This is a genomic window from Thalassospira sp. NFXS8, assembly GCF_040148805.1.
In the GTDB taxonomy this organism is placed as follows: Bacteria; Pseudomonadota; Alphaproteobacteria; order Rhodospirillales; family Thalassospiraceae; genus Thalassospira.
The window spans coordinates 1,457,095-1,476,861 of sequence record NZ_JAGEMF010000002.1 but is presented as its reverse complement, the minus strand read 5'-3'; the positions used below and the strand labels follow the sequence as shown (position 1 = coordinate 1,476,861).

Below are 19,767 nucleotides of genomic sequence, written 5' to 3'. Positions count from 1 at the left end.
CAGTTCCAAGATGCAATCTATCCCGGTTTATATTCCCAAATGGGCGCTGTGGCAGGATCACGCAGAATACCCTACCCTGATGACACATATGTCAAACGGGCAGCCAACCGGGATAGATAAAAAAGACCTGGCACGGGGCATTGCCCCTGCCTGGCGTCGTCGTCTGGACCTGTTTGGCCGCGCCAGCGCCGAGGTTTTAGGCCGCGTTCTTGAAGGTGCAAGCACCGATGACGTGCGCAATACCCGGGTTGTTTTTGCATCCCGACACGGCAATATTGAACGCACCCTGAAACTTCTGGGCCAGATTGCGCGCGAAGAAATCCCTTCGCCTGCCGATTTCAGCATGTCAGTGCATAATGCCCTGGTCGGGGTTGCCTCCATCAATTGGGCCATTACCCAGTCACACAGCGCCATATCAGCCGGAAATGACAGCTTTGTCGCCGCCCTGACCGAGGCATTATCGCAATTGTCGGACGATCCGCACAGCCCGGTTGCCATTGTCTATATCGACCTTGCCCTGCCCGATGTATATGCCCAAAACGACCCCGAAGGCACAAGGGGCACTGCCTTTGCAATGATCATGACATCCCCCCTGGCTAACACCGCGACCACACCCGCGCCGGGTGCCGCCTTTTGTTTTGAACCCCGGCCCGTCGCCCCCGATGAAGTCGCCCCGCAGCCACCATTTGCCCGCACCCACGCCCGCATGATGGCGGACTTTTTAAAAAACAATCATCCCTGCGATACCCCGCCGTCCCCCCCCGCGCCGACATCGTGCCTTTTGGCCGGGCGCAGTTTTGCATGGCATATGGTGCGCAATGGATAAGGTGCGGTTCACCTTGGGGAAAGTGGCCTATAAAACCAGTCAGGCATGGCGGCTTTTTGCCACCGGTATGGCTTTTTGCCTGTTTGGCAGCGGCGCCCTTTTGCTGGCCCTGACATTGTTTCCCTTGCTGATGTTACTGCTGCAAAACCGGGCAAAGCGGCGCAAGGTGGCACAACTTGTTATTTGCCGCAGTTTTCGACTGTTCTGTTTCATTCTTGATGTTACCGGGGTCGCATCGGTACATATCGAAGGCCGCGAAAAACTGCTGGCCGCACATGGCAAGCTGATTATCGCCAACCACCCCACCCTGCTTGATGTTGTGATTATTCTGGCACAAATGGACCGCTGCCAATGCGTTGTAAAACACCAGTTGTTTCGTAACCCGTTTATGGCCGGTGTGGTGCGTGCGGCCGGGTTTATTCGCAATGATGACAACCCCGAAAAACTGGTTGCCGATGCTGCCCGCCATTTGCGTGAAGGTGATTGCGTGATGATTTTCCCCGAAGGCACACGCACCGCCAGTGGCGAAAAACTGGGTCCGTTGCAGCGCGGTGTTGCAAATATTGCGATTACTGCACCTGCCGACTTGATTCCTGTGATTGTGCGCTGTAATCACGATACCCTGAAAAAGGGGACGCCGTGGTACCGCATACCACCATCAAAAATACGATATAATGTTCGTGTCGGATCGACCATATCCGCTACGGGGGGAATTGACCTGTCAGACGTGCGCGCCCGTCGGGCCCGTGCATTAACGGCGGTCATAAAACACTATTTCTGCAGCAGGCTAAACCATGACCACGCTTGAGAGCGAACTGAAAACCTTCATTATCGAGACCCTCAATCTTGAGGATCTGACTGTCGAGGATATCGACAGTCACGAGGCCCTGTTTGTCGAGGGGTTGGGCCTGGACTCGATTGATGCACTGGAACTGGGCGTTGCCCTGCAAAAAAAATACGATGTGCGCATTGATGCCAAAAGCGACGATGTGAAAACCCATTTTGCATCCGTGCACAATCTGGCAAAATTTATTGAAATGTCGCGGGGGAAGCCATGACAGTCACGACATTGCATTCGCGCCAGGAAGTGTATCAGCAATTGCACGATTATCTGGTCGATCTGTTTGAAGTACCCAGCGAAAGCATTTCGCCCGATGCCCGCCTGATGGAAGACCTGGATCTTGACAGCATTGATGCCGTAGACCTGATCGTCAAATTTCAGGAAAGGGTCGGCAAGAAAATTCCGGCAATGGAATTCAAGTCGGTGCGCACGGTTGATGATGTGGTCGAAAAAATCCATGCCCTGGTCAATACCTAAACGGGTTTTTGCCGGGCTACTGGCCCTGATCGGCCTTGGCTATCCGGTGTTGGCATATTACGGGTTAACCCGTTTTTCGGCCCGCTATCTTCTGTGGGGCCTTTTGGGTTTGATTGTGGCGCGTGCGGTGTTGTTTCTGGTATCAGCCCGTATTGCAGCGGCAATTGTTACCCTGGCGATTGCCGCACTTATTGCCGTTATTGGCTATTACGCGCAAATGCAGGCTTTGCGACTTTACCCGGTATTCATCAGCCTGGCGCTGGCCGGGGTATTTGGCGCAACACTTAAATATCCGCCCCCCATGATCGAACGGTTTGCCCGCCTGCGCCATCCCGATCTTGATGATTATGGCATTGCCTATACCCGGTGCCTGACCCGTGTATGGGTGGGTTTTTTCGTGGCTAATGCAGCCATAAGTACCGCCACCGTTTTATGGGGCACACTGGAACAATGGACAATTTATAACGGCATTGTTTCCTATGGGCTGATCGGGATTTTATTTATTGGCGAATGGCCGGTACGCCACTGGCTGCGTCGTCGACATGAAAACAGGAAACAGGGTCAATGACCGGCTTTTTAACAGCCCTGATCACGCAAGACGGGCCAAATATCCCTGTTTGCCTCGAAGGTGACACCTGTTTTTATCGCGATCAACTGGCCGCCAATATTCATGAACTTGCCCATTATATCGGCCAAGGCAATGTTAAAAACATTGCCCTTCACTGCCAGTCCGCACGGTTATTTTTAACCGGCCTCGCCGCCATCTGGCAGGCGGGCTGCCACGCAATTTTACCTGCCAGCGACAAGCCAGGCTATCTGGAGGAAATTGCCAACCAGTTTGACCTGTTTCTTGACGATGCCAAAATCAGTCACATTCTGGCATCATTCACGTCCACCCCGCCCAATGACCATGCCGCCTTACCCGCGCCGGGGCAATGCCGCGCGACATTTTACACGTCGGGTTCGACGGGCGCACCAAAGGCAGTTTGCAAGACCATGGCACAACTGGAAGCCGAGATGGCCATGCAAACCCCATTATGGCAAGCCAGGTTAAATCCTGATGCCCGCATTTTAGGGCTGGTATCGCACCAGCATATATACGGGTTGCTGTTTCGCGTGATCTGGCCGGTCATGACCGGGCGGGTTTTTATCGCCACGCAGGCCCGTTTCTGGGAAGATATCATTGCCGATATCAAAACCGGCGATATCATCATTGCCAGCCCGGCCCATTTGCAACGTTTGCACCCGGACCTGAACAAGGCCCCACACCCGGCCTGTATTTTTTGTTCTGGCGGGCCGCTGGACCAGCCATCCGCCGCGCAAAGCCACGCCACCTTTGGCGTTTGGCCAACGGAAATCCTGGGTAGCACTGAAACCGGCGGCATTGCCTGGCGCCAGCAAACCATCCCAGACGCCCCATGGACACCGTTGCCCGATGTTAAAGCCGCCGTAAACGAGGCTGGCTGCCTGATGGTTGCCGCCCCCCATATTGACGGCGAAAACTGGCACCATACCGAAGACCGCGCCGTTTTTGACAAAACCGGAAAAACACACCGGTTCCGGCTGCGGGGCCGGGCCGACCGGGTGGTGAAAATCGAAGGAAAACGCATATCGCTAAGCCGGGTTGAAACGCATTTAAAAAACCACGACTGGGTTGAAGATGCCGTCGCCCTGCTGCCCGACGAAACCGACAATCGGCTTGCCGCCATTGTGGTTTTAACCCCGAAAGGGCAAACCCGACTGGATCAACTGGGCACCTTTCGCGTTGGCCAAACGTTACGTTCCCATATTGCGCATCACGAAGACGACGCTGCCCTGCCGCGCCGCTGGCGGTTTGTGAACACCATCCCCACAGACAGCCAGGGTAAAAAACCGCTTCATGTGCTGCGCACCCTGTTTGATAAACCCGCCCCCCCGGAAACCATAGCCGCCCCGATGCCAGTTCCGTCAAAAACACATGCCATATCAAACCAGCCCATCGTGCTTCCGGCCATCACCGGGCAATCCGTTGAAAATGATCTGGCCCGGTTTGACATGCGTATAGAACCGGAACTGCTTTATTTTCAGGGGCATTTTAACGGGGCACCAGTATTGCCCGGCGTTGTGCAATTGCATTGGGCCGTTCATTATGCCCGCATCGCTTTCGATATTGTGATCACACCACACGAAATAACCCAGCTAAAATACCGCAAGGTCATTTCCCCGAATGACCAGATCCATCTTATTTTGGAATGCGACCGCATTCGAGGTCAGGTTAAATTCACCTATTCTGGCACTGACACCAGTTATTCCAGTGGTATCATCAAGTTTTCAAAGGCGGACTGATGCAGTCTTGTGCGGTTATTCCTACCCATAACCATCATCGCCCCCTTGCCGATGTGGTGGCAGCGGTTCGGGCCTGCGGCCTGCCGGTGATCATTATCGATGACGGGTCCGATGCCCCGGCGCGCGATGTCATTGCCGCCCTGCATGATCCGAACAATGCCGTCACTGTTCATCGGCTCGATGAAAACGGGGGCAAGGGCATTGCCGTCATGACCGGCTTTGCCATTGCGCAGCGCCAGGGATTTACCCACGCCCTGCAAGTCGATGCCGATGGCCAGCACGACCTGGACCGCATCCCCGATCTGCTGGAAGCATCCCGTCTGCATCCAAATGCCATCATCACCGGCAAACCTGTTTATGATGACAGTGTGCCGACCGCACGCAAGCTGGGCCGTTGGGCAACCCATGTGTGGGTATGGGTCGAAACCCTGTCCCTTGCCATTCGCGACAGCATGTGCGGTTTTCGTGTTTACCCTATCGATACATCGCTTGATGTATGGAAACGCGAAGGCGTCGGCGCAAAGATGGATTTCGACACCGAAATTATGGTGCGACTGTTTTGGCGCGGAGCCGATGTTATCAGCATCCCGGTTCGGGTTATTTACCCGGAAGGCAATATTTCCAATTTCCGCCTGTGGGACGATAACGTGCTAATTACGCTGATGCATATCCGGCTGGTGCTGGGGATGCTTGCACGCCTGCCCGACTTTGTTTTACAGGGCGGAAAATGGCAACCCGACGCCACCAGGAATAATCCCAATTCCCGGGCTGCTACCGCGTCCAACAAACGCCATAACAACCGGAGCCAGCACTGGGCTGATATCGACGAACGCGGCATGTATTGGGGAATGCGGTTTTTAGGGTGGGTTTATAAAACCGGCGGGCGTTATTTGTGCCTGGGTGCGATGTTTCCGGTGATTGTTTATTTCTTTCTGACCGGCGAAACCGCGCGCAAGGCATCGCGAAAATATTTGCGAAAAATGGCACGGGTAAATGGCACAGCCCCGCCACGCTGGCGCGATAGTTTTCGTCATTTCTGGTGTTTTGGCGAAGCTGCCCTCGACAAGGTTGCAGGGTGGTCCGGCGAAATGAAAATGGATGATGTTGTTTTGCCCGATGGGCATGACGGCGTTTTTTCCTATTTGCCAAAGGACCGGGCAATTATTTTGCTGGTATCGCATTTTGGCAATATCGAAATGATCCGCGCCCTTGCAAGCCGTGACCGCGATTTTCGCGTTAATGTGTTGCTCCATCAAAAAAATGCCGCCCGGTTTGGCAAGGTTTTGCAAAAGCTGGCGCCTGAATCCCAGGTCAATCTGATCGAGGTTAGCGAAATTGGCCCTGATACCGCCATCATGCTAAGCCAAAAGGTAGAACAGGGTGAATGGGTCGTTATCGCCGCCGACCGCGTGGCCATAGGTGCGCGTGATAAAACCGTGATGGTGCCATTTTTGAACGACCCGGCCCCCCTGCCACAAGGGCCCTTTATTTTGGCCCATTTGCTGGGATGCCCGGTTTATATGGCTGCCGCCTGGCGCGAAAACGGCCGGTTTACAGTGGCCTGGGAAAAACTGACTGACCGCATGGTGTTACCACGTGGAAAACGCGTTGAAGCCATCACAAAATATGCAACACAATATATGAACTGGCTGGAACCGCGGGTGCGCGCCCATCCGATGCAATGGTACAATTTTTTCGATTTCTGGGCCCGCCCAAAGGATAAAGATGACCAACAAGAACAATAATACCGTCCTCAATGTTGAATTTGGCCGCCAGAAACTGACCATCGAAGATATCGTCAATCTGGCCGAAGGACGGGCAAATGCCGTTCTTTCCACCGACCCGGATTTTCGCACCCGCATTCAAAAAGGGGTTGATTTTCTGGATCGGGAATTGCGCGAACATGGCCATATTTACGGGGTGACCACCGGATATGGCGATTCTGTCTTGCGCCGTGTCCCCCCCGAACTGGTTGACGAACTGCCCTTGCATCTTAGCCGTTTTCACGGTTGCGGCCTTGGCAGTGAATTGTCCATCCCCGCCAGCCGGGCCGTTCTGGGCGTGCGCCTTGCATCGCTATGCAGCGGATATTCCGGCGTAAGTCCCCAATTGCTGGAACTGTTAACCGCCTTTTTTGATCATGGGATCACCCCGATCATTCCCGAAGAAGGGTCGGTCGGTGCCAGTGGCGACTTAACCCCGCTTTCCTATATTGCCGCCGCCCTTGTTGGTGAACGCGAGGTTATGATGCAGGGCGAACGGTTACCCGCCGCCATCGCGCTTGAAAAAGCCAATTTAACGCCGTTAACCCTGCGCCCGAAAGAAGCCCTGGCCATTATGAATGGCACATCGGTCATGACAGCGCTGATGTGCCAGGCCTTTGCCCGTGCCGATTATTTATGCCGCCTGACGGCACGCATCACATCGCTTGCCACCATCGCATTGCATGGCAACCCGGCCCATTTTGATGCCCGCCTGTTTGCCGCCAAACCCCACCCCGGCCAGGCGCAAGTCGCGGCACATATCGCACGCGACCTTGCCTATCTGGGGGCAACCTATCAGCCCGCCCGTTTGCAGGACCGATATTCCATTCGCTGTGCCCCCCACGTGATTGGCGTTTTGGCCGATATGATGCCAACCTTTCGCGTCACGCTGGAAACCGAACTTAACAGCGCCAATGACAACCCGTTGATTGATATTGATGACGAAACCATTTTGCATGGCGGGCATTTTTACGGCGGGCACGTCGCCTTTGTTGCCGATGGCATGAAAACCCTGATCGCCAATCTCGCCGATCTGATGGACCGGCAACTGGCATTGCTGGTCGACACCAAATTCAATCATGGCTTGCCGTCCAACCTGTCAGGTTCGGCGACGGAACGCGCGTCGATCAATCATGGTTTGAAGGCCGTGCAAATCGGGGCTTCGGCATGGACGGCGGAAGCCCTTAAAAACACCATGCCCGCCAGCGTTTTTTCGCGTTCGACCGAATGTCACAACCAGGACAAGGTCAGCATGGGCACCATTGCCGCGCGCGACTGTTTGCGGGTTTTGCAGTTAACCGAACAGGTGGCATCAGCCTTGCTGATTGCGGTGCGACAGGCAATGGTTTTACGTTTGCAACAAGGCAGCATTTCGCCTGATCAGCTTGGCGATGATGTCACGGGCTTTCTGGCTGCCCTTGGCGACGATATCGCCTTTATCGACGAAGACCGGCCCCTTGAAAGCACCTTGCGCACATTAACTGACCGCATACAGGCCCGCCATTGGCCACTTTACGTCGCTGATAAAGTTAACGAGGCAGCAGCATCATGATCAGCGCCAGCGTTACTGAAACCATCCAGTTTTATCACCTTGATCCAATGAATGTGGTTTGGCATGGCAATTATGTGCAGTTCTTTGAACAGGCCCGCTGTGCGCTTCTCGATCTGATCGATTATAACTATCCGCAAATGGATGCGTCGGGCTATGTCTGGCCGGTTGTCGACATGCGGGTAAAATATGTGCGCCCGTGTCGATTTGGGCAAAAAATACAAACCACCGCCACATTGATCGAATATGAAAACAGGATGAAAATCAGTTACCTGATCACGGATGCCCAAACTGGCGAAAAGCTGACCAAGGGTTTTACCATCCAGGTTGCTGTTGAAAAGGCCAGCGGCGAAATGCTGTTTCGCAGCCCCGATTTCCTGATCGACAAGCTGGAGGCGATGAATTGACCTTTGCCCGTATTATGCGTTCCCTGCTTTTGGCCGGGTCGGTTATCTGTGCGCTGGGTACACCCCTGACCGTCCATGCTCGCCCTGGCGTCGTCGCCCTGGAAAAGAACCAGTATTTGCGCGGTGATTTCACCATGAACCGGCATCTAAGCGGATTTAACGACGGTTTAAAATCGCAAGGCGAATTCGTGCTGGTACCTGGTGCCGGCCTGATTTGGCAAACCAATGCACCCTTTCCCGGTACCACTGTTTTGGGGCCGGGCGGCATTGTGAACATTGATGCCGATGGCGACCGTACCCGTCTGGGCACCGGCGCGGCGCAATTTGGCATTTTTGTTGATCTGATTTCATCGGTATTGGCGGGCAATTGGTCGGCGCTTGAAAACCGGTTTCATGTTGAATTTTCACCGCCCGGCGATACCACATGGCAGGTCAAACTTACCCCGTTTGGTGAAAGCGCGATTGGCGGGCAAATCACCGATATTATTGCCACCGGCGATACCTTTGTCCAACAGGTACGCCTGAACAAACCCGGTGGCGATTTTGACGATATCACCCTGACCCAACAGCACGCGGAAAACCTGCCCCTGCCCAAAGAAAAAGCCGATCTTTTGCCAAAGGCTGCCTCTAAATGACAGGTCGCCACGCCACAATCTGGATTATGTGCCTGGTAATGGCTGCCGCCTGGTGCGCCTGGCAAATTGGCGGCGGTCACACCCGCATTGATGCCGACTTTATTTCGCTAATCGGGCAGGAAAACCCTGACGATACCGGCAAATTTAACGACATCAACGCGGTACGCCATATTTTGGCACAAGATTCCCGCCAGGCCATTTTTATGGTCTCAGCCCCCAATCGCGACCGCGCCACAAATGCTGCGGCCGACCTTGCCGGGCGTTTATCATGGATTAATGGCACCGAGAAAGTCACCACGCCAGATGACCGTGCCGGTCGCCTGCCTGAATTAATGGCATTCTTGCAGCCCCATGCTGCGGCCCTGCTGTCACCGCAGGACCGCAAAACATTACTGGCCGACAAAGGCGGACAAATTTACCAGCGTACGGTGCAAAACCTGTATTCGCCTGCCAGCACCGTTAACGCCAGATCCCTGCAACAGGATCCGTTTTCATTATTACCGCAATATCTGGGCGCACTGGCCGGTTATATGGGCGAAGGTGGCGGTGTTGTCTCGCAAAATGGTCGCTATTACGTGCCGGTGGTGGCATCCCTTGATCCACGACTGGCGGGGTCGGACCGCGATGCTCAATGGGTTGGCGATGCCAACACTGCTGTAAACGCCCTGAACCGCAATTCAGACATTAACGTTACCCGCACCGGCCAGGTGTTTTTTGCCGCCGCCGAAGCCAGCCATGCCAAGGCCGATGTACAGCGCATTGCCCTTTTGGCAACCAGTGGCATTGTCTTTATGGTCGGGTTGGTTTTTTTTTCGTGGGGGCCATTACTCGCCGCACTCATTACACTGGCAAGTGGCATTCTGGCGGGTATTACTGCCATTACCATTATTTTTGGCACGGTCCATGCGATCGCGATGGTTTTTGGTTCCAGCCTGATTGGGATCGCGGTTGATTACGCCCTGCATTATGTCAGCATCGACCCGGCACGGGGCAGCGCACACCAGCGATTACGCCTTATTTTACCGGGGCTGACATTGGGCTTGCTAACATCGGTTGTCGGGTTTGCCGCCCTGTCAATCAGCCCCACAATCCTGTTAACCCAGATTGCAATATATTCGGTTGCCGGGTTGATTGGTGCCTATCTGACGGTGATTTTTCTGTTGCCGTTTTTGCCGGTGCAACCGGTGCGCAATTACCTGCCGATCCGCCGCAGTGTCGCGATCTTGCAATATGTGCAATATCGCATTACCCCGCCCACCTGGGGTCGGTTATCGCTGGTGGTGATTATTCTGGCGGGCTTTGGTGCCAGCACCTTTTTTATTAAAGGCGACGACAATATTCGCAATCTTGGCCGCGGCAATACCGACCTGATTGCGCAAACCAATACCATCCGCCACATTCTGGGCATGGGGGCCAGCCCGATGTTTTTACGCATTGATGGCCCCACCGCCGAAAACCGCCTGCAAACCGAAGAAGCCTTGCGCACCCGTTTAACACCCTTGCTAAAAAACGGCGCACTGGATGGCATGGTGACCCTTGCCGATATTATCCCGTCACAAAAACGCCAGGCCGAAAATATTGATCTGGTCAAAACCGGTTTGTATCAGCCCTATGGGCAAAAGCTGGCTGCAATTGTACCGGTCGATCTAAAACTGCCGTCATCAGCGACATCATCCTTTTTGCTGCCCGATGACGCCAGCCTGCATGTTTTGCCCGAACTGGCAAATTTGCAATCAGGCGACAGCGATCTGGTCCGCCTGCGCGGTGTGCAGGATGTGAGCGCGCTAATAAACGCCCTGCAGGACATCGACAACGCCCATTTGATCGACCCTGCCAGTGCCATTTCCAAACTGTTCGGGCAATATCGGCACTGGGCCTATCTGGCCCTTGGCGTTGCCATGTTTGCCGCTTTAGTGCTGGCGATGTTCCGTTATGGGTTACGCGATGGCATTTGTGTTTTTGGTGCCCCTGCCGGGGCTGTTTTATGTGCGCTTGCCGGCAGTTTTGCGCTGGGCGTACCCCATAACTTTTTCACCACCATGGCGCTGTTTCTGGTTTTTGCCATCGGGGCCGATTACGTATTGTTTTTGGCCGAAAGCCGCCACAGCAGCCACGATCAGGATACCAGCCTGGCAGTATTGCTGTCACTGATCAGCAGCGTTCTGGCCTTTGGCCTGCTGGCAACCAGTTCAGTACCACTGGTCAGCGAAATTGGCATTGTCATTGCCATTGGCCTGATTGCGGCCTGGATACTGGCCCCGGTAATGGCGGGGCGACGCAGTGCCAACCCGGCAGGCATACCTGATGCGCAGCAAACCAACCCCGACACCCTAATGACGAAAGATGGCACAGCCGATGACCAAATTTGATATTGCCATTATCGGTGCCGGACCAGCCGGAGCCGTAAGTGCAAAATTCCTGCATGACGCAGGATTGTCGGTGATTGTGCTGGAAGCATCCCGTTTCCCGCGATTTGTTATTGGCGAAAGCCTGCTGCCCTTTTGCATGAATGTGCTGGAAAAATGCGGGCTGGCACAAACCGTGGTCGAGCATGCCAAACCCGCCGCCTTCCAGTTTAAAAATGGTGCCGCCTTTGCCCGGGGTGACCAGCATTGCAGCATCGATTTTCGCGACCGGTTTGAAAATGATGGCTGGGGCACGACCTTTCAGGTTAAACGCGGCGAATTTGACAAAATCCTGATTGATACCGTGGCTGAAGCTGGCGTTGATGTACGCTTTGGACACCGGGTTATCAATGCCCGCCTTGCCGACGGGGACTGCCAACTGGATTTTGAAAATGACACCGGAGAACACGGCACAATTCATGCCGGTTTTGTGATCGATGCCAGCGGATATGGCCGGGTCATTCCCAAAATGCTGGGACAGGCAAACACCGCCACCATGCTGTCGCGCCGCGCCCTTTTTACCCATGTGCGCGACAATATTACCGACGCCACCTATGATCGGGAAAAAATCCTGATCACGGTGCATCCAACCCGGCACGACATATGGTACTGGCTGATCCCGTTTGCCGATGGCACGTCATCACTTGGCGTGGTTTACCCGCAAGATAATACCGACACGAACCGGAAACCGGATGATGCCGCCCTGTTTGACCAACTGGTGGGTGAAACCGGCCTAGGGCCGCTTTTAGGCCGGGCCGAAAAAACCCGGCCCCTGGGGGCGATTGACGGATACAGCGTCACCACCGACCAGCTTTATGGCAATGGTTACGTTTTATTGGGAAATTCGGCAGGCTTTCTGGATCCTGTCTTTTCCTCGGGCGTTACCATTGCAATGTATTCTGCCGAACTTGCTGCCAAAACCCTGATCAACCGCCATCAGGGCCGCGATCCGGACTGGGAAAACAGCTTTGCCCGCCCCTTGGGGGCAGGCATTGCCACGTTCAAATCCTATGTCGAAGCGTGGTACGATGGCCGCCTGCAACAGATTATTTTTAACCAGCCCGAACGGGACCTGCAGTTAAAACGCATGGTCGTTTCGATTTTGGCCGGATACGCCTGGAATATGGAAAACCCGCTGGTCGCCAAGACAGACCGTTATTTGAACCTGTTACACGAGTTATGCCTGTGAAAATTGGTCACGCCCTGATAATCGCCACAGCGCTGCTAACAACAGCCTGTGCAAAACCGATGGAACTGCCGTTTGATCTTGGCTCGATTGATCTTGGTGCGTTTGATCTGTCAAATTCCGCGCAAAAAGAACATGTCAAACGGCACGAGGCGGCGTTAAACGCGGCTGAACCGGACCATATCGTCGCGCTGAATGGCGATAATAATGCCCTGTTTGTGCTGCCGCAAATACCGTGGCCGCTTGATGCCAACAAGGTTGATGTAACCCAAAAAGTCCATGCCACCTGGCAAAACGGCCAGTCTGCCGATTTTGAAGCCCGCCTGAGCCTGGCCCCTGGCCATGTCCGCATGGTGATGCTCGACCCGATGGGACGCCGCGCCATGCAAATCAACTGGAGCCGCACCGAGCTTGATTTTCAACGCGCTGACTGGATGCCAGCCGCCTTTGACCCGGCCCGAATGCTGGCCGATATCATGATGGTTTATTGGCCGACCGAAATTCTGCGCGATGCCCTGCCATCCAACATGGTGCTGGTATCCAATCCCGATAATCGCCAGATCGCGGTGATTAACGAAGATGATGACAATACCCCTTATACAACCATCAGCTATCCGGCAAATGATCGCTGGCAGGGCGATGCCAGCCTTTCCAACATTCGCGATGGTTATGCCTTGCACATCCGTTCATCACGGATCGGCACGCAATGACGACGCGGCGCTTTTCGGGGGATAGCGCCACGCCTGAAAATAACGGCATCAAACCGGGCAGCGCTGATGAACAAACCACCAGCCAGCGCCGCCCGGTCAGTTTTCTTCATGCCCTGGGCATTGTTTCAGCCCTTGGCATGAATTGCGAAGAAACCCGCGACACCCTGTTTGGTGATCGGCCCGCCAACATGGTAACAAGCAATAATTTTTTGCCCGACCGTGCCGTCACCGTTGGCATGGTGCCCGATGAACCCGCCGCACTGCCCAAACATTTGCACCACCATGATACCCGCAACAATCGCCTGCTTTGGGCCGCCACCGGTCAGATCAGTGAGTGCATTGAGGCAACCATTGCCCGCTATGGTGCCGGGCGGATCGGTATTATTCTGGGCACCAGCACATCGGGCATTGATGAAGGCACACAATCCTACCGGCACTATCTGCAACAAGGGGCCTTGCCCGGAAATTTCAGCTATGCAGGCCAGGAAATTGGTGCCCCGGCCGATTTTTTGCGCGAAGCCCTGGGGCTAAATGGCCCATCCTATGTTATTTCCACGGCCTGTTCTTCCAGTGCCAAGGTATTTTCGGCGGGGCAACGGTTGATCCAGGCCGGAATATGCGATGCCGTGCTGATTGGCGGGGTGGACAGTTTATGCAGCCTGACCATTGCGGGCTTTGCCGCCCTGCAATCCGTCGCGGCCGGGCTTTGCACCCCCATGAGTACCAACCGCGATGGCATTAACATTGGCGAGGGTGCTGCTGTTTTCATGATGCGGCGTGACGAGGCCGATATTGCCTTGCTAGGGGTGGGCGAAACCTCGGATGCCCATCACCCCAATGCGCCCCACCCCGACGGTATTGGGGCACGTGCCGCCATGCAACAGGCACTTGATCAGGCTGGTTTGCAGCCATCGGACATTGCATATTTAAACATGCATGGCACCGCAACCCCGCTTAACGACAGCATGGAAGCCAAAGCCATTCATGACCTGTTTGGCGATAACGTCCCGGTCAGCTCGACCAAACCCATGACCGGGCATACATTAGGCGCGGCCGGTGCCATTGAAGCCGCGATTTTATATCTGGCCCTAACAGATGTATCGACGGGTGGTCGGGATGGGCAAAGCCACGGCCCGCGCCTGCCCCGCCATATCTGGGATGGTGCCCGCGATGATAACCTACCCGACCTTATGCTGGTCACCGATCAGAACAACCGTGTTGCGCCGGGTGAAAAATACGCGATGCTCAGCAATTCCTTTGCCTTTGGTGGCAGCAATGCGGCCGTTATTCTGGCAAAAGGCTGGCATCATGCCAGCGCACCTGAAAACATATCGTAGAACGACAATGACCGCCGACTTGCACAAGGCCAACACCATGTCCATTCCGCCCGCACCACCTTCACACCCGGCATTTCCGCCGGTGGCAACACTGGTACCGCACGCGACCCCGATGCTGCTGATCGACCGCATCCTTAATGCAAATGATGACAGCATGACAGCCGAAGTCACCATTCAGCCCGACAGCATGTTTTGCGACGCAAACGATGGCGTGCCGGGTTATGTTGGTATTGAATATATTGCGCAAACTGTTTCGGCCTATAGCGGCTGGCGTGCACAAAAAGCAAGTGCCAGTGCCAGTGCCAGCGATGCCAAACCCAAAATCGGGTATCTGTTAGGAACGCGCAAAATGACACTGGCAGTTGATGCATTCAAACCCGGTGACCGGCTGGAAATTACGGTGAAAAACGTCTTTGAAGACGGCGAAATGGGCGTGTTTGACGGCACGGTCCGTTGCCACCAACAGGTGATTGTCAGCGCGCGTGTAAACGTGTATCAGCCAGACACGTAAAAGTTAACAACCCGCCATTCCAAATATATTTCGACCACAAACCGTAAGAACCCATGACAGAAACCATACTGGTAACAGGCGCAAGCAAGGGAATAGGGGCAGCAACGGCCCGCCGTCTTGCCCGCGATGGCTTTGATATCATTGTTCATTATCATTCAGACCATGCCGGCGCACAGGCCGTATGCGATGATATTGCCGCCTGCGGCCAGCAGGCCCGGCTCATGCAGTTTGATATCGCCAACCGTGACCAAACCCGCACTGCCATTGAACAGGATATCGCCCAATATGGTGCCCCTTACGGCGTGGTTCTTAATGCCGGGCTTACCCGCGACGGGGCATTTCCTGCACTGGAAGATGACGATTGGGACATCGTGATCAACACCAATCTGGGCGGTTTTTACAATGTCGTCAAACCACTGGTCATGCCGATGGTGCAGCGGCGCAAACCGGGGCGGATTGTGGCCCTCACATCCATTGCCGGGCTGGCAGGCAATCGCGGGCAGGTTAATTATGCCGCATCAAAGGCAGGCATTATCGGCGCGGTCAAATCGCTGGCACTGGAACTGGCGAAACGCAATATTACGGTTAATGCCGTGGCACCAGGCATTATCGAAACCCAAATGACCGCAGATCTGCCCGAGGCCGACTTGCGCGCCATGATCCCGTTGCGTCGCTTTGGCAAAACCGATGAAATCGCAGGGACCATTTCATTTTTATGCGGTCCCGATGCCGCCTATATCACCCGTCAGGTCATCAGCGTGAATGGCGGCATGTTATGAGCCAGCCTTCATCTGCATTTCCACGCCGCGTGGTTGTAACCGGCATGTCGGGCGTCACCGCCCTTGGCAACAGCTGGCCCACCATCCGTGCCCGCATGGAGGCAGGCGAAACCGGCATTTGCCGCATGGATGACTGGGATGGTAAATATGATTTGCACACGAAACTGGCTGGCCCGGTTAATGATTTTTCCCTGAAAGGCCAGTTTAACCGTAAACAGTTGCGCAGTATGGGCCGGGTGGCACAAATGGCACTGGCCGCCACCGACAGCGCCCTGGCCGATGCCGGTTTGCGAGACGAAACCGCCATTTTACGTGGCGGGCGAATGGGCATTGCCTATGGGTCATCCTTTGGCAGCACCCCGCCGGTTTTGGGCTTTACCCGGTTATTTGAAACCGGATCAACAAACGGCATTACAGCAACCAGCTACATCCAGATGATGAGCCACACCGCCGCAGTTAATATTGGCGTTTTATATGGTATTTGTGGCCGTATCATTCCCACATCCACCGCCTGCACATCGGGCAGCATGGGTATTGGTTATGCCTATGAAGCCATCAAATATGGCATGCAGGATGTGATGATTGCAGGCGGGGCCGAAGAACTTTGCCCCACCATGGTCGCGGTGTTTGACACATTATTTGCCACCAGTACCGCCAACGATGATGCAGGCCACAGCCCCCGCCCCTATGACGCACGGCGTGACGGGCTGGTGATTGGTGAAGGGGCCGGCACCCTGATTTTGGAAGAATACAGCCACGCCAAGGCACGCGGCGCACCGATTTATGCCGAAATTGTCGGTTTTGCCACCAATTCCGACGGGGCGCATATTACCCAGCCTGCGGCTGATAAAATGCAAATCGCCCTGCAAAATGCCCTGACGGATGCGCAACTGTCAGCCAGCGATATTGGCCTTGTTAATGGCCACGGTACTGCAACTGACCACGGCGATCTGGCCGAAAGCATCGCTACCCGGACCGTCTTTAACCGTGCAGTGCCCATTCACACCCTGAAAGGTCATTTTGGCCATTCATTAGGGGCCTGTGGCGCCATCGAGGCGTGGCTGGGCATTGAAATGATGCGCGAGGGACGGTTTGTCGCCACCGCCAACCTTGAACAGATCGACCCGAAATGCGCCGATCTGGACTATATAATGGAAACGCCAAGGTTGCTTGAAACGGACCATATCATGTCCAACAACTTTGCTTTTGGCGGCATTAACACATCGCTTGTGCTGCGCGCGGCCGATGCAATGGTCAAATAAATTTGGGCAGCACAATTTCATGCGCTGCCCAAATACTATCCATAACCTGACGTTGGGTTAAAACTGGTAAACCAGCCCCAAACCAACACCATAAATTACGTCTTCATCAATGATCGAGCTGTCCTTGTATTCGTCAGGCAAAAAGGTTGCACTGGCATTGGCGCGTACGATCATTTGTTGGGTCAACTGATAGCCAACCGATGCATCAAGATGCGGCAAAAAGGCGCTGTCGGCGGAATATGCCGCGCGATCGGCACGGGCTTCGCCCGGTTCAACCCCGACATAATAATTGTTCAAATCGGAATCGCGCCACATAACACCGCCGCCCACTTCATAGTGAAAACGCCCGGTCTGAAACGGCACGGTATAGGTGGCATCGGCCTGCTGGCCTTCATGTTCACCACTTACATCGTGCAAATATTCGATATGGGCATCACCTGGGCCAACCTTGCGGTCATAGGCAACACCGGTTTCAAACGCCCAGTCCCGATCATGCAAACCACGTAGATACGAGCTGTCATCATCATCGAACGGCTTTTGGCGCAAGTTACCCAAAATCGAAACACTGCCCCAGTTACCCTGAACAATTTTCGCCTTGATCCCGTCGATCCCGACATGCAGACGTTCGCTATCAAAGCTGATCCAGGGCAAGCCACTCAGGTCATAGTCATCAGCACCCCGATAGGGCGATGTCTCGACATTGCCAACCGCACCCAACTGCCAACGACCTTTTAACCACTGATCGCTATAGGACGCGTTCCCGGCAGAAATACCGTCATGATTGGGCATGGTGGTTTCGGCATTATTCCCTGCCGACCCATTATTATGCAGCATGTCATTTGCCGGGTTTGGCCCCGGCTGAGACATAGGCGGCTTGTCCTCGGCCCGTGCCGCAACAGGCAGAGCAACCATTGCCATGCACGCGGGCACCAGGCAATACCGTATATGATGCAGTCTCATGTCCAAACGAGTTCTCCGTTATTGGTCATTGTGATCGGATATTGAACGATTTTGTTGTTTGCTCAGTACCGTGTTGATCAGACCAATTTGCCTGTTTTATGGCAACCTGGCGTCCTTGCGGGTAATCTCGGTCGCCAAATGACGTCCTATTGCGCATTAGGACGTTACGTTTTCCTTACGGCGCAGGCTGCTTGGAGTTTCGCCAGTGATTTTTTTGAATGCCAAATTGAATGTCGATTTTGAATTGAAACCAACCTCCAGCGCCACATCAAGAATGGGCCGATCAGGCTGATCAAGCAAAATACGGCGGGCTTCGGCAATACGGGCGCTGTTTACATAGTCAAAAAAGTTCTGACCGATATGGTGATTCAAAACATAAGATAGCTGGTTGGGGGAAATACCAACGGCACGCGCCAGTTTTGGCAACGATATCATCGGGTCATGCAGCAGGTCGCCCTGATTATGAATAACCTGTAAGCGTCGAAGCGCACGCTGGGCGTCGTCCTCGTCAAGAAGGGGGCGTGGCAAGGTATCAGCCCCCCCGCGCGCGCGTTCTTCCGTACCGGGCTGGATACCATCGGCCCGCTCCGCAACCTGTTGTGATGCCTTAAATACAGCTTCATCCGGGCGCGAAACCGCCTCTGGTTCAACCGCCGCCTGGTGCCTTGAAGCCGAGTCGCCGTGTCGGTTTAGCTCCGATTCGTTTTTGTCCAGAAAGTGACGAATCGACGACTCTGGAGCCCCTGAATTTCCGCCATTTATTTTTTCAGCATCACCTTTATCATATAAACTGCTTAATCCCGAATTTGCCCCATCTGATGATATTGCCCCGGTAACCACGGCATTAACATTACCGTCCCCCTCAAGATCATTCGCAAGACGATCCCCGTCGGGATCGTCCCAATCGGGTAAAACAAAAACAACCTGCTGGGTGGCAAGGGTGTAGCTAAGCCAGAAAAACACCAGCAAAAATGCCACGTTCAAAAACTGGAATGACCAAACTTCATTTTGATCGTGCAAATCGCCCGCAACTTTGGGAACAAAGAAGACCAGAAAAATAAATAATACACTGCCAAGCACATTACGCAGCCATCGTGCCATGTCATCGCGCCGGGCCCCCAGTTGTTTTTGCACCTGCCGAAAATAACGGGCAGCAACACGCCACAACAACACGACATAAATCACCGCTTGCAGGTTGATCCCGAAATATATGGTATTAAAAACCCCGGACATTAACGGACTGCTGGCTGCCGCAAGTTCATAGGTCAATTGACCATTGGCAGATGGTACGGGAATACCGATCAAAAGCCAGAACGTCAAATTTGCCACAACCGGCACAATTGCCAAATGCCATCCATACCGGATTCTAACCACACCGGCTGCTTCGCAAAAATACAGATAGATTGCCGGGGCGATAACGAAATTAAACGGTTGAAAAATCAGCTCGCTATAATAATTGACCGAAATCGAGCCAAATACGTCAACAACATCCTCAATCAGGTTAGCACATACCGCTGCGATAAAAAGAATCATCCAGCGGTTAGCCCGATAGGCCCTGCGCCCTTCAGATAAAAGCAAAACGCAAAAAAAGGCCGCCTGTAAAAGCCCCAGAACCGAGATGAACATCTCGACACCCTGATAGAAACTGACTGTATTCAAAATATTTCCATCCTGCACACCCGGTATGTCCCTTTCGCCTGCAACTATAAATCACGGGCATCAATCATGCTGGCTAGATTGTATCTAATCTATATGACCGAATGCATTTTTGCGCGTCCGACCCTGCATAAACGG

At 54.2% G+C, this 19,767-nt stretch carries 19 protein-coding genes; 17 read left to right on the top strand and 2 right to left on the bottom strand.

Features of this window, described 5'->3' with window-relative positions:
• Positions 1-10 precede the first annotated feature (10 nt).
• Genes J4E05_RS15825 through J4E05_RS15745 form a run of 17 tightly spaced genes read left to right on the top strand, consistent with a single transcriptional unit; the run spans position 11 to position 17,013 of the window.
• Positions 11-826, top strand: coding sequence for a beta-ketoacyl synthase chain length factor (locus tag J4E05_RS15825; protein WP_349597343.1), 816 nt, complete (start codon positions 11-13; stop codon positions 824-826).
• Positions 819-1,634, top strand: a complete 816-nt coding sequence (locus J4E05_RS15820; RefSeq protein ID WP_349597340.1) for a lysophospholipid acyltransferase family protein — start codon at positions 819-821, stop codon at positions 1,632-1,634. The genes J4E05_RS15825 and J4E05_RS15820 overlap by 8 nt, the downstream gene beginning before the upstream one ends.
• On the top strand, positions 1,621-1,884 hold the full coding sequence (locus tag J4E05_RS15815) for a phosphopantetheine-binding protein (RefSeq protein WP_085591549.1): 264 nt from the start codon (positions 1,621-1,623) through the stop codon (positions 1,882-1,884). The genes J4E05_RS15820 and J4E05_RS15815 overlap by 14 nt, the downstream gene beginning before the upstream one ends.
• Positions 1,881-2,144 (top strand): acyl carrier protein, encoded by a 264-nt coding sequence (locus J4E05_RS15810; RefSeq protein ID WP_085591547.1) that lies wholly within the window; start codon positions 1,881-1,883, stop codon positions 2,142-2,144. The genes J4E05_RS15815 and J4E05_RS15810 overlap by 4 nt, the downstream gene beginning before the upstream one ends.
• A complete protein-coding gene (locus J4E05_RS15805; RefSeq protein WP_085591545.1) occupies positions 2,125-2,712 on the top strand; it encodes a COG4648 family protein in 588 nt (195 codons plus the stop codon). The genes J4E05_RS15810 and J4E05_RS15805 overlap by 20 nt, the downstream gene beginning before the upstream one ends.
• On the top strand, positions 2,709-4,469 hold the full coding sequence (locus J4E05_RS15800) for an ApeI family dehydratase (RefSeq protein ID WP_349597335.1): 1,761 nt from the start codon (positions 2,709-2,711) through the stop codon (positions 4,467-4,469). The genes J4E05_RS15805 and J4E05_RS15800 overlap by 4 nt, the downstream gene beginning before the upstream one ends.
• Positions 4,469-6,214: a glycosyltransferase family 2 protein gene (locus J4E05_RS15795; protein ID WP_349597332.1), complete on the top strand. Its 1,746-nt coding sequence runs from the start codon at positions 4,469-4,471 to the stop codon at positions 6,212-6,214. Before J4E05_RS15800 ends, J4E05_RS15795 begins: the two co-directional genes overlap by 1 nt.
• On the top strand, positions 6,195-7,784 hold the full coding sequence (locus J4E05_RS15790) for an HAL/PAL/TAL family ammonia-lyase (RefSeq protein ID WP_349597329.1): 1,590 nt from the start codon (positions 6,195-6,197) through the stop codon (positions 7,782-7,784). The genes J4E05_RS15795 and J4E05_RS15790 overlap by 20 nt, the downstream gene beginning before the upstream one ends.
• Positions 7,781-8,188: an acyl-CoA thioesterase gene (locus J4E05_RS15785; RefSeq protein ID WP_085595365.1), complete on the top strand. Its 408-nt coding sequence runs from the start codon at positions 7,781-7,783 to the stop codon at positions 8,186-8,188. The genes J4E05_RS15790 and J4E05_RS15785 overlap by 4 nt, the downstream gene beginning before the upstream one ends.
• Complete coding sequence (locus J4E05_RS15780; RefSeq protein WP_085595363.1) at positions 8,185-8,823, top strand: LolA family protein; 639 nt, start codon at positions 8,185-8,187, stop codon at positions 8,821-8,823. Before J4E05_RS15785 ends, J4E05_RS15780 begins: the two co-directional genes overlap by 4 nt.
• The gene (locus J4E05_RS15775; RefSeq protein ID WP_349597327.1) at positions 8,820-11,192 is read left to right on the top strand and encodes an MMPL family transporter; all 2,373 of its coding nucleotides are present in this window, start codon (positions 8,820-8,822) and stop codon (positions 11,190-11,192) included. The genes J4E05_RS15780 and J4E05_RS15775 overlap by 4 nt, the downstream gene beginning before the upstream one ends.
• A complete protein-coding gene (locus J4E05_RS15770; RefSeq protein WP_349597324.1) occupies positions 11,179-12,417 on the top strand; it encodes an NAD(P)/FAD-dependent oxidoreductase in 1,239 nt (412 codons plus the stop codon). The genes J4E05_RS15775 and J4E05_RS15770 overlap by 14 nt, the downstream gene beginning before the upstream one ends.
• The gene (locus J4E05_RS15765) at positions 12,414-13,124 is read left to right on the top strand and encodes a DUF3261 domain-containing protein (RefSeq protein ID WP_349597322.1); all 711 of its coding nucleotides are present in this window, start codon (positions 12,414-12,416) and stop codon (positions 13,122-13,124) included. The genes J4E05_RS15770 and J4E05_RS15765 overlap by 4 nt, the downstream gene beginning before the upstream one ends.
• Positions 13,121-14,461: a beta-ketoacyl-[acyl-carrier-protein] synthase family protein gene (locus tag J4E05_RS15760; protein WP_349597321.1), complete on the top strand. Its 1,341-nt coding sequence runs from the start codon at positions 13,121-13,123 to the stop codon at positions 14,459-14,461. Before J4E05_RS15765 ends, J4E05_RS15760 begins: the two co-directional genes overlap by 4 nt.
• Positions 14,462-14,468: 7 nt before the next feature.
• Positions 14,469-14,972 (top strand): hotdog family protein, encoded by a 504-nt coding sequence (locus J4E05_RS15755; RefSeq protein ID WP_168184998.1) that lies wholly within the window; start codon positions 14,469-14,471, stop codon positions 14,970-14,972.
• A gap of 53 nt (positions 14,973-15,025) precedes the next feature.
• A complete protein-coding gene (gene fabG, locus J4E05_RS15750) occupies positions 15,026-15,751 on the top strand; it encodes a 3-oxoacyl-ACP reductase FabG (RefSeq protein WP_349597318.1) in 726 nt (241 codons plus the stop codon).
• Positions 15,748-17,013 (top strand): beta-ketoacyl-ACP synthase, encoded by a 1,266-nt coding sequence (locus J4E05_RS15745; RefSeq protein ID WP_349597316.1) that lies wholly within the window; start codon positions 15,748-15,750, stop codon positions 17,011-17,013. The genes fabG and J4E05_RS15745 overlap by 4 nt, the downstream gene beginning before the upstream one ends.
• Positions 17,014-17,070: 57 nt before the next feature.
• On the opposite strand, the gene J4E05_RS15740 is transcribed toward J4E05_RS15745, so the two are convergent.
• Complete coding sequence (locus J4E05_RS15740) at positions 17,071-17,931, bottom strand: MipA/OmpV family protein (protein WP_349597313.1); 861 nt, start codon at positions 17,929-17,931, stop codon at positions 17,071-17,073.
• A 198-nt stretch (positions 17,932-18,129) separates the two neighbouring features.
• Positions 18,130-19,632 carry a helix-turn-helix domain-containing protein gene (locus tag J4E05_RS15735; RefSeq protein ID WP_349597310.1) on the bottom strand — a complete coding sequence of 501 codons (1,503 nt, stop codon included), beginning with the start codon at positions 19,630-19,632 and terminating at the stop codon, positions 18,130-18,132.
• Between the last annotated feature and the right edge of the window lie 135 nt (positions 19,633-19,767).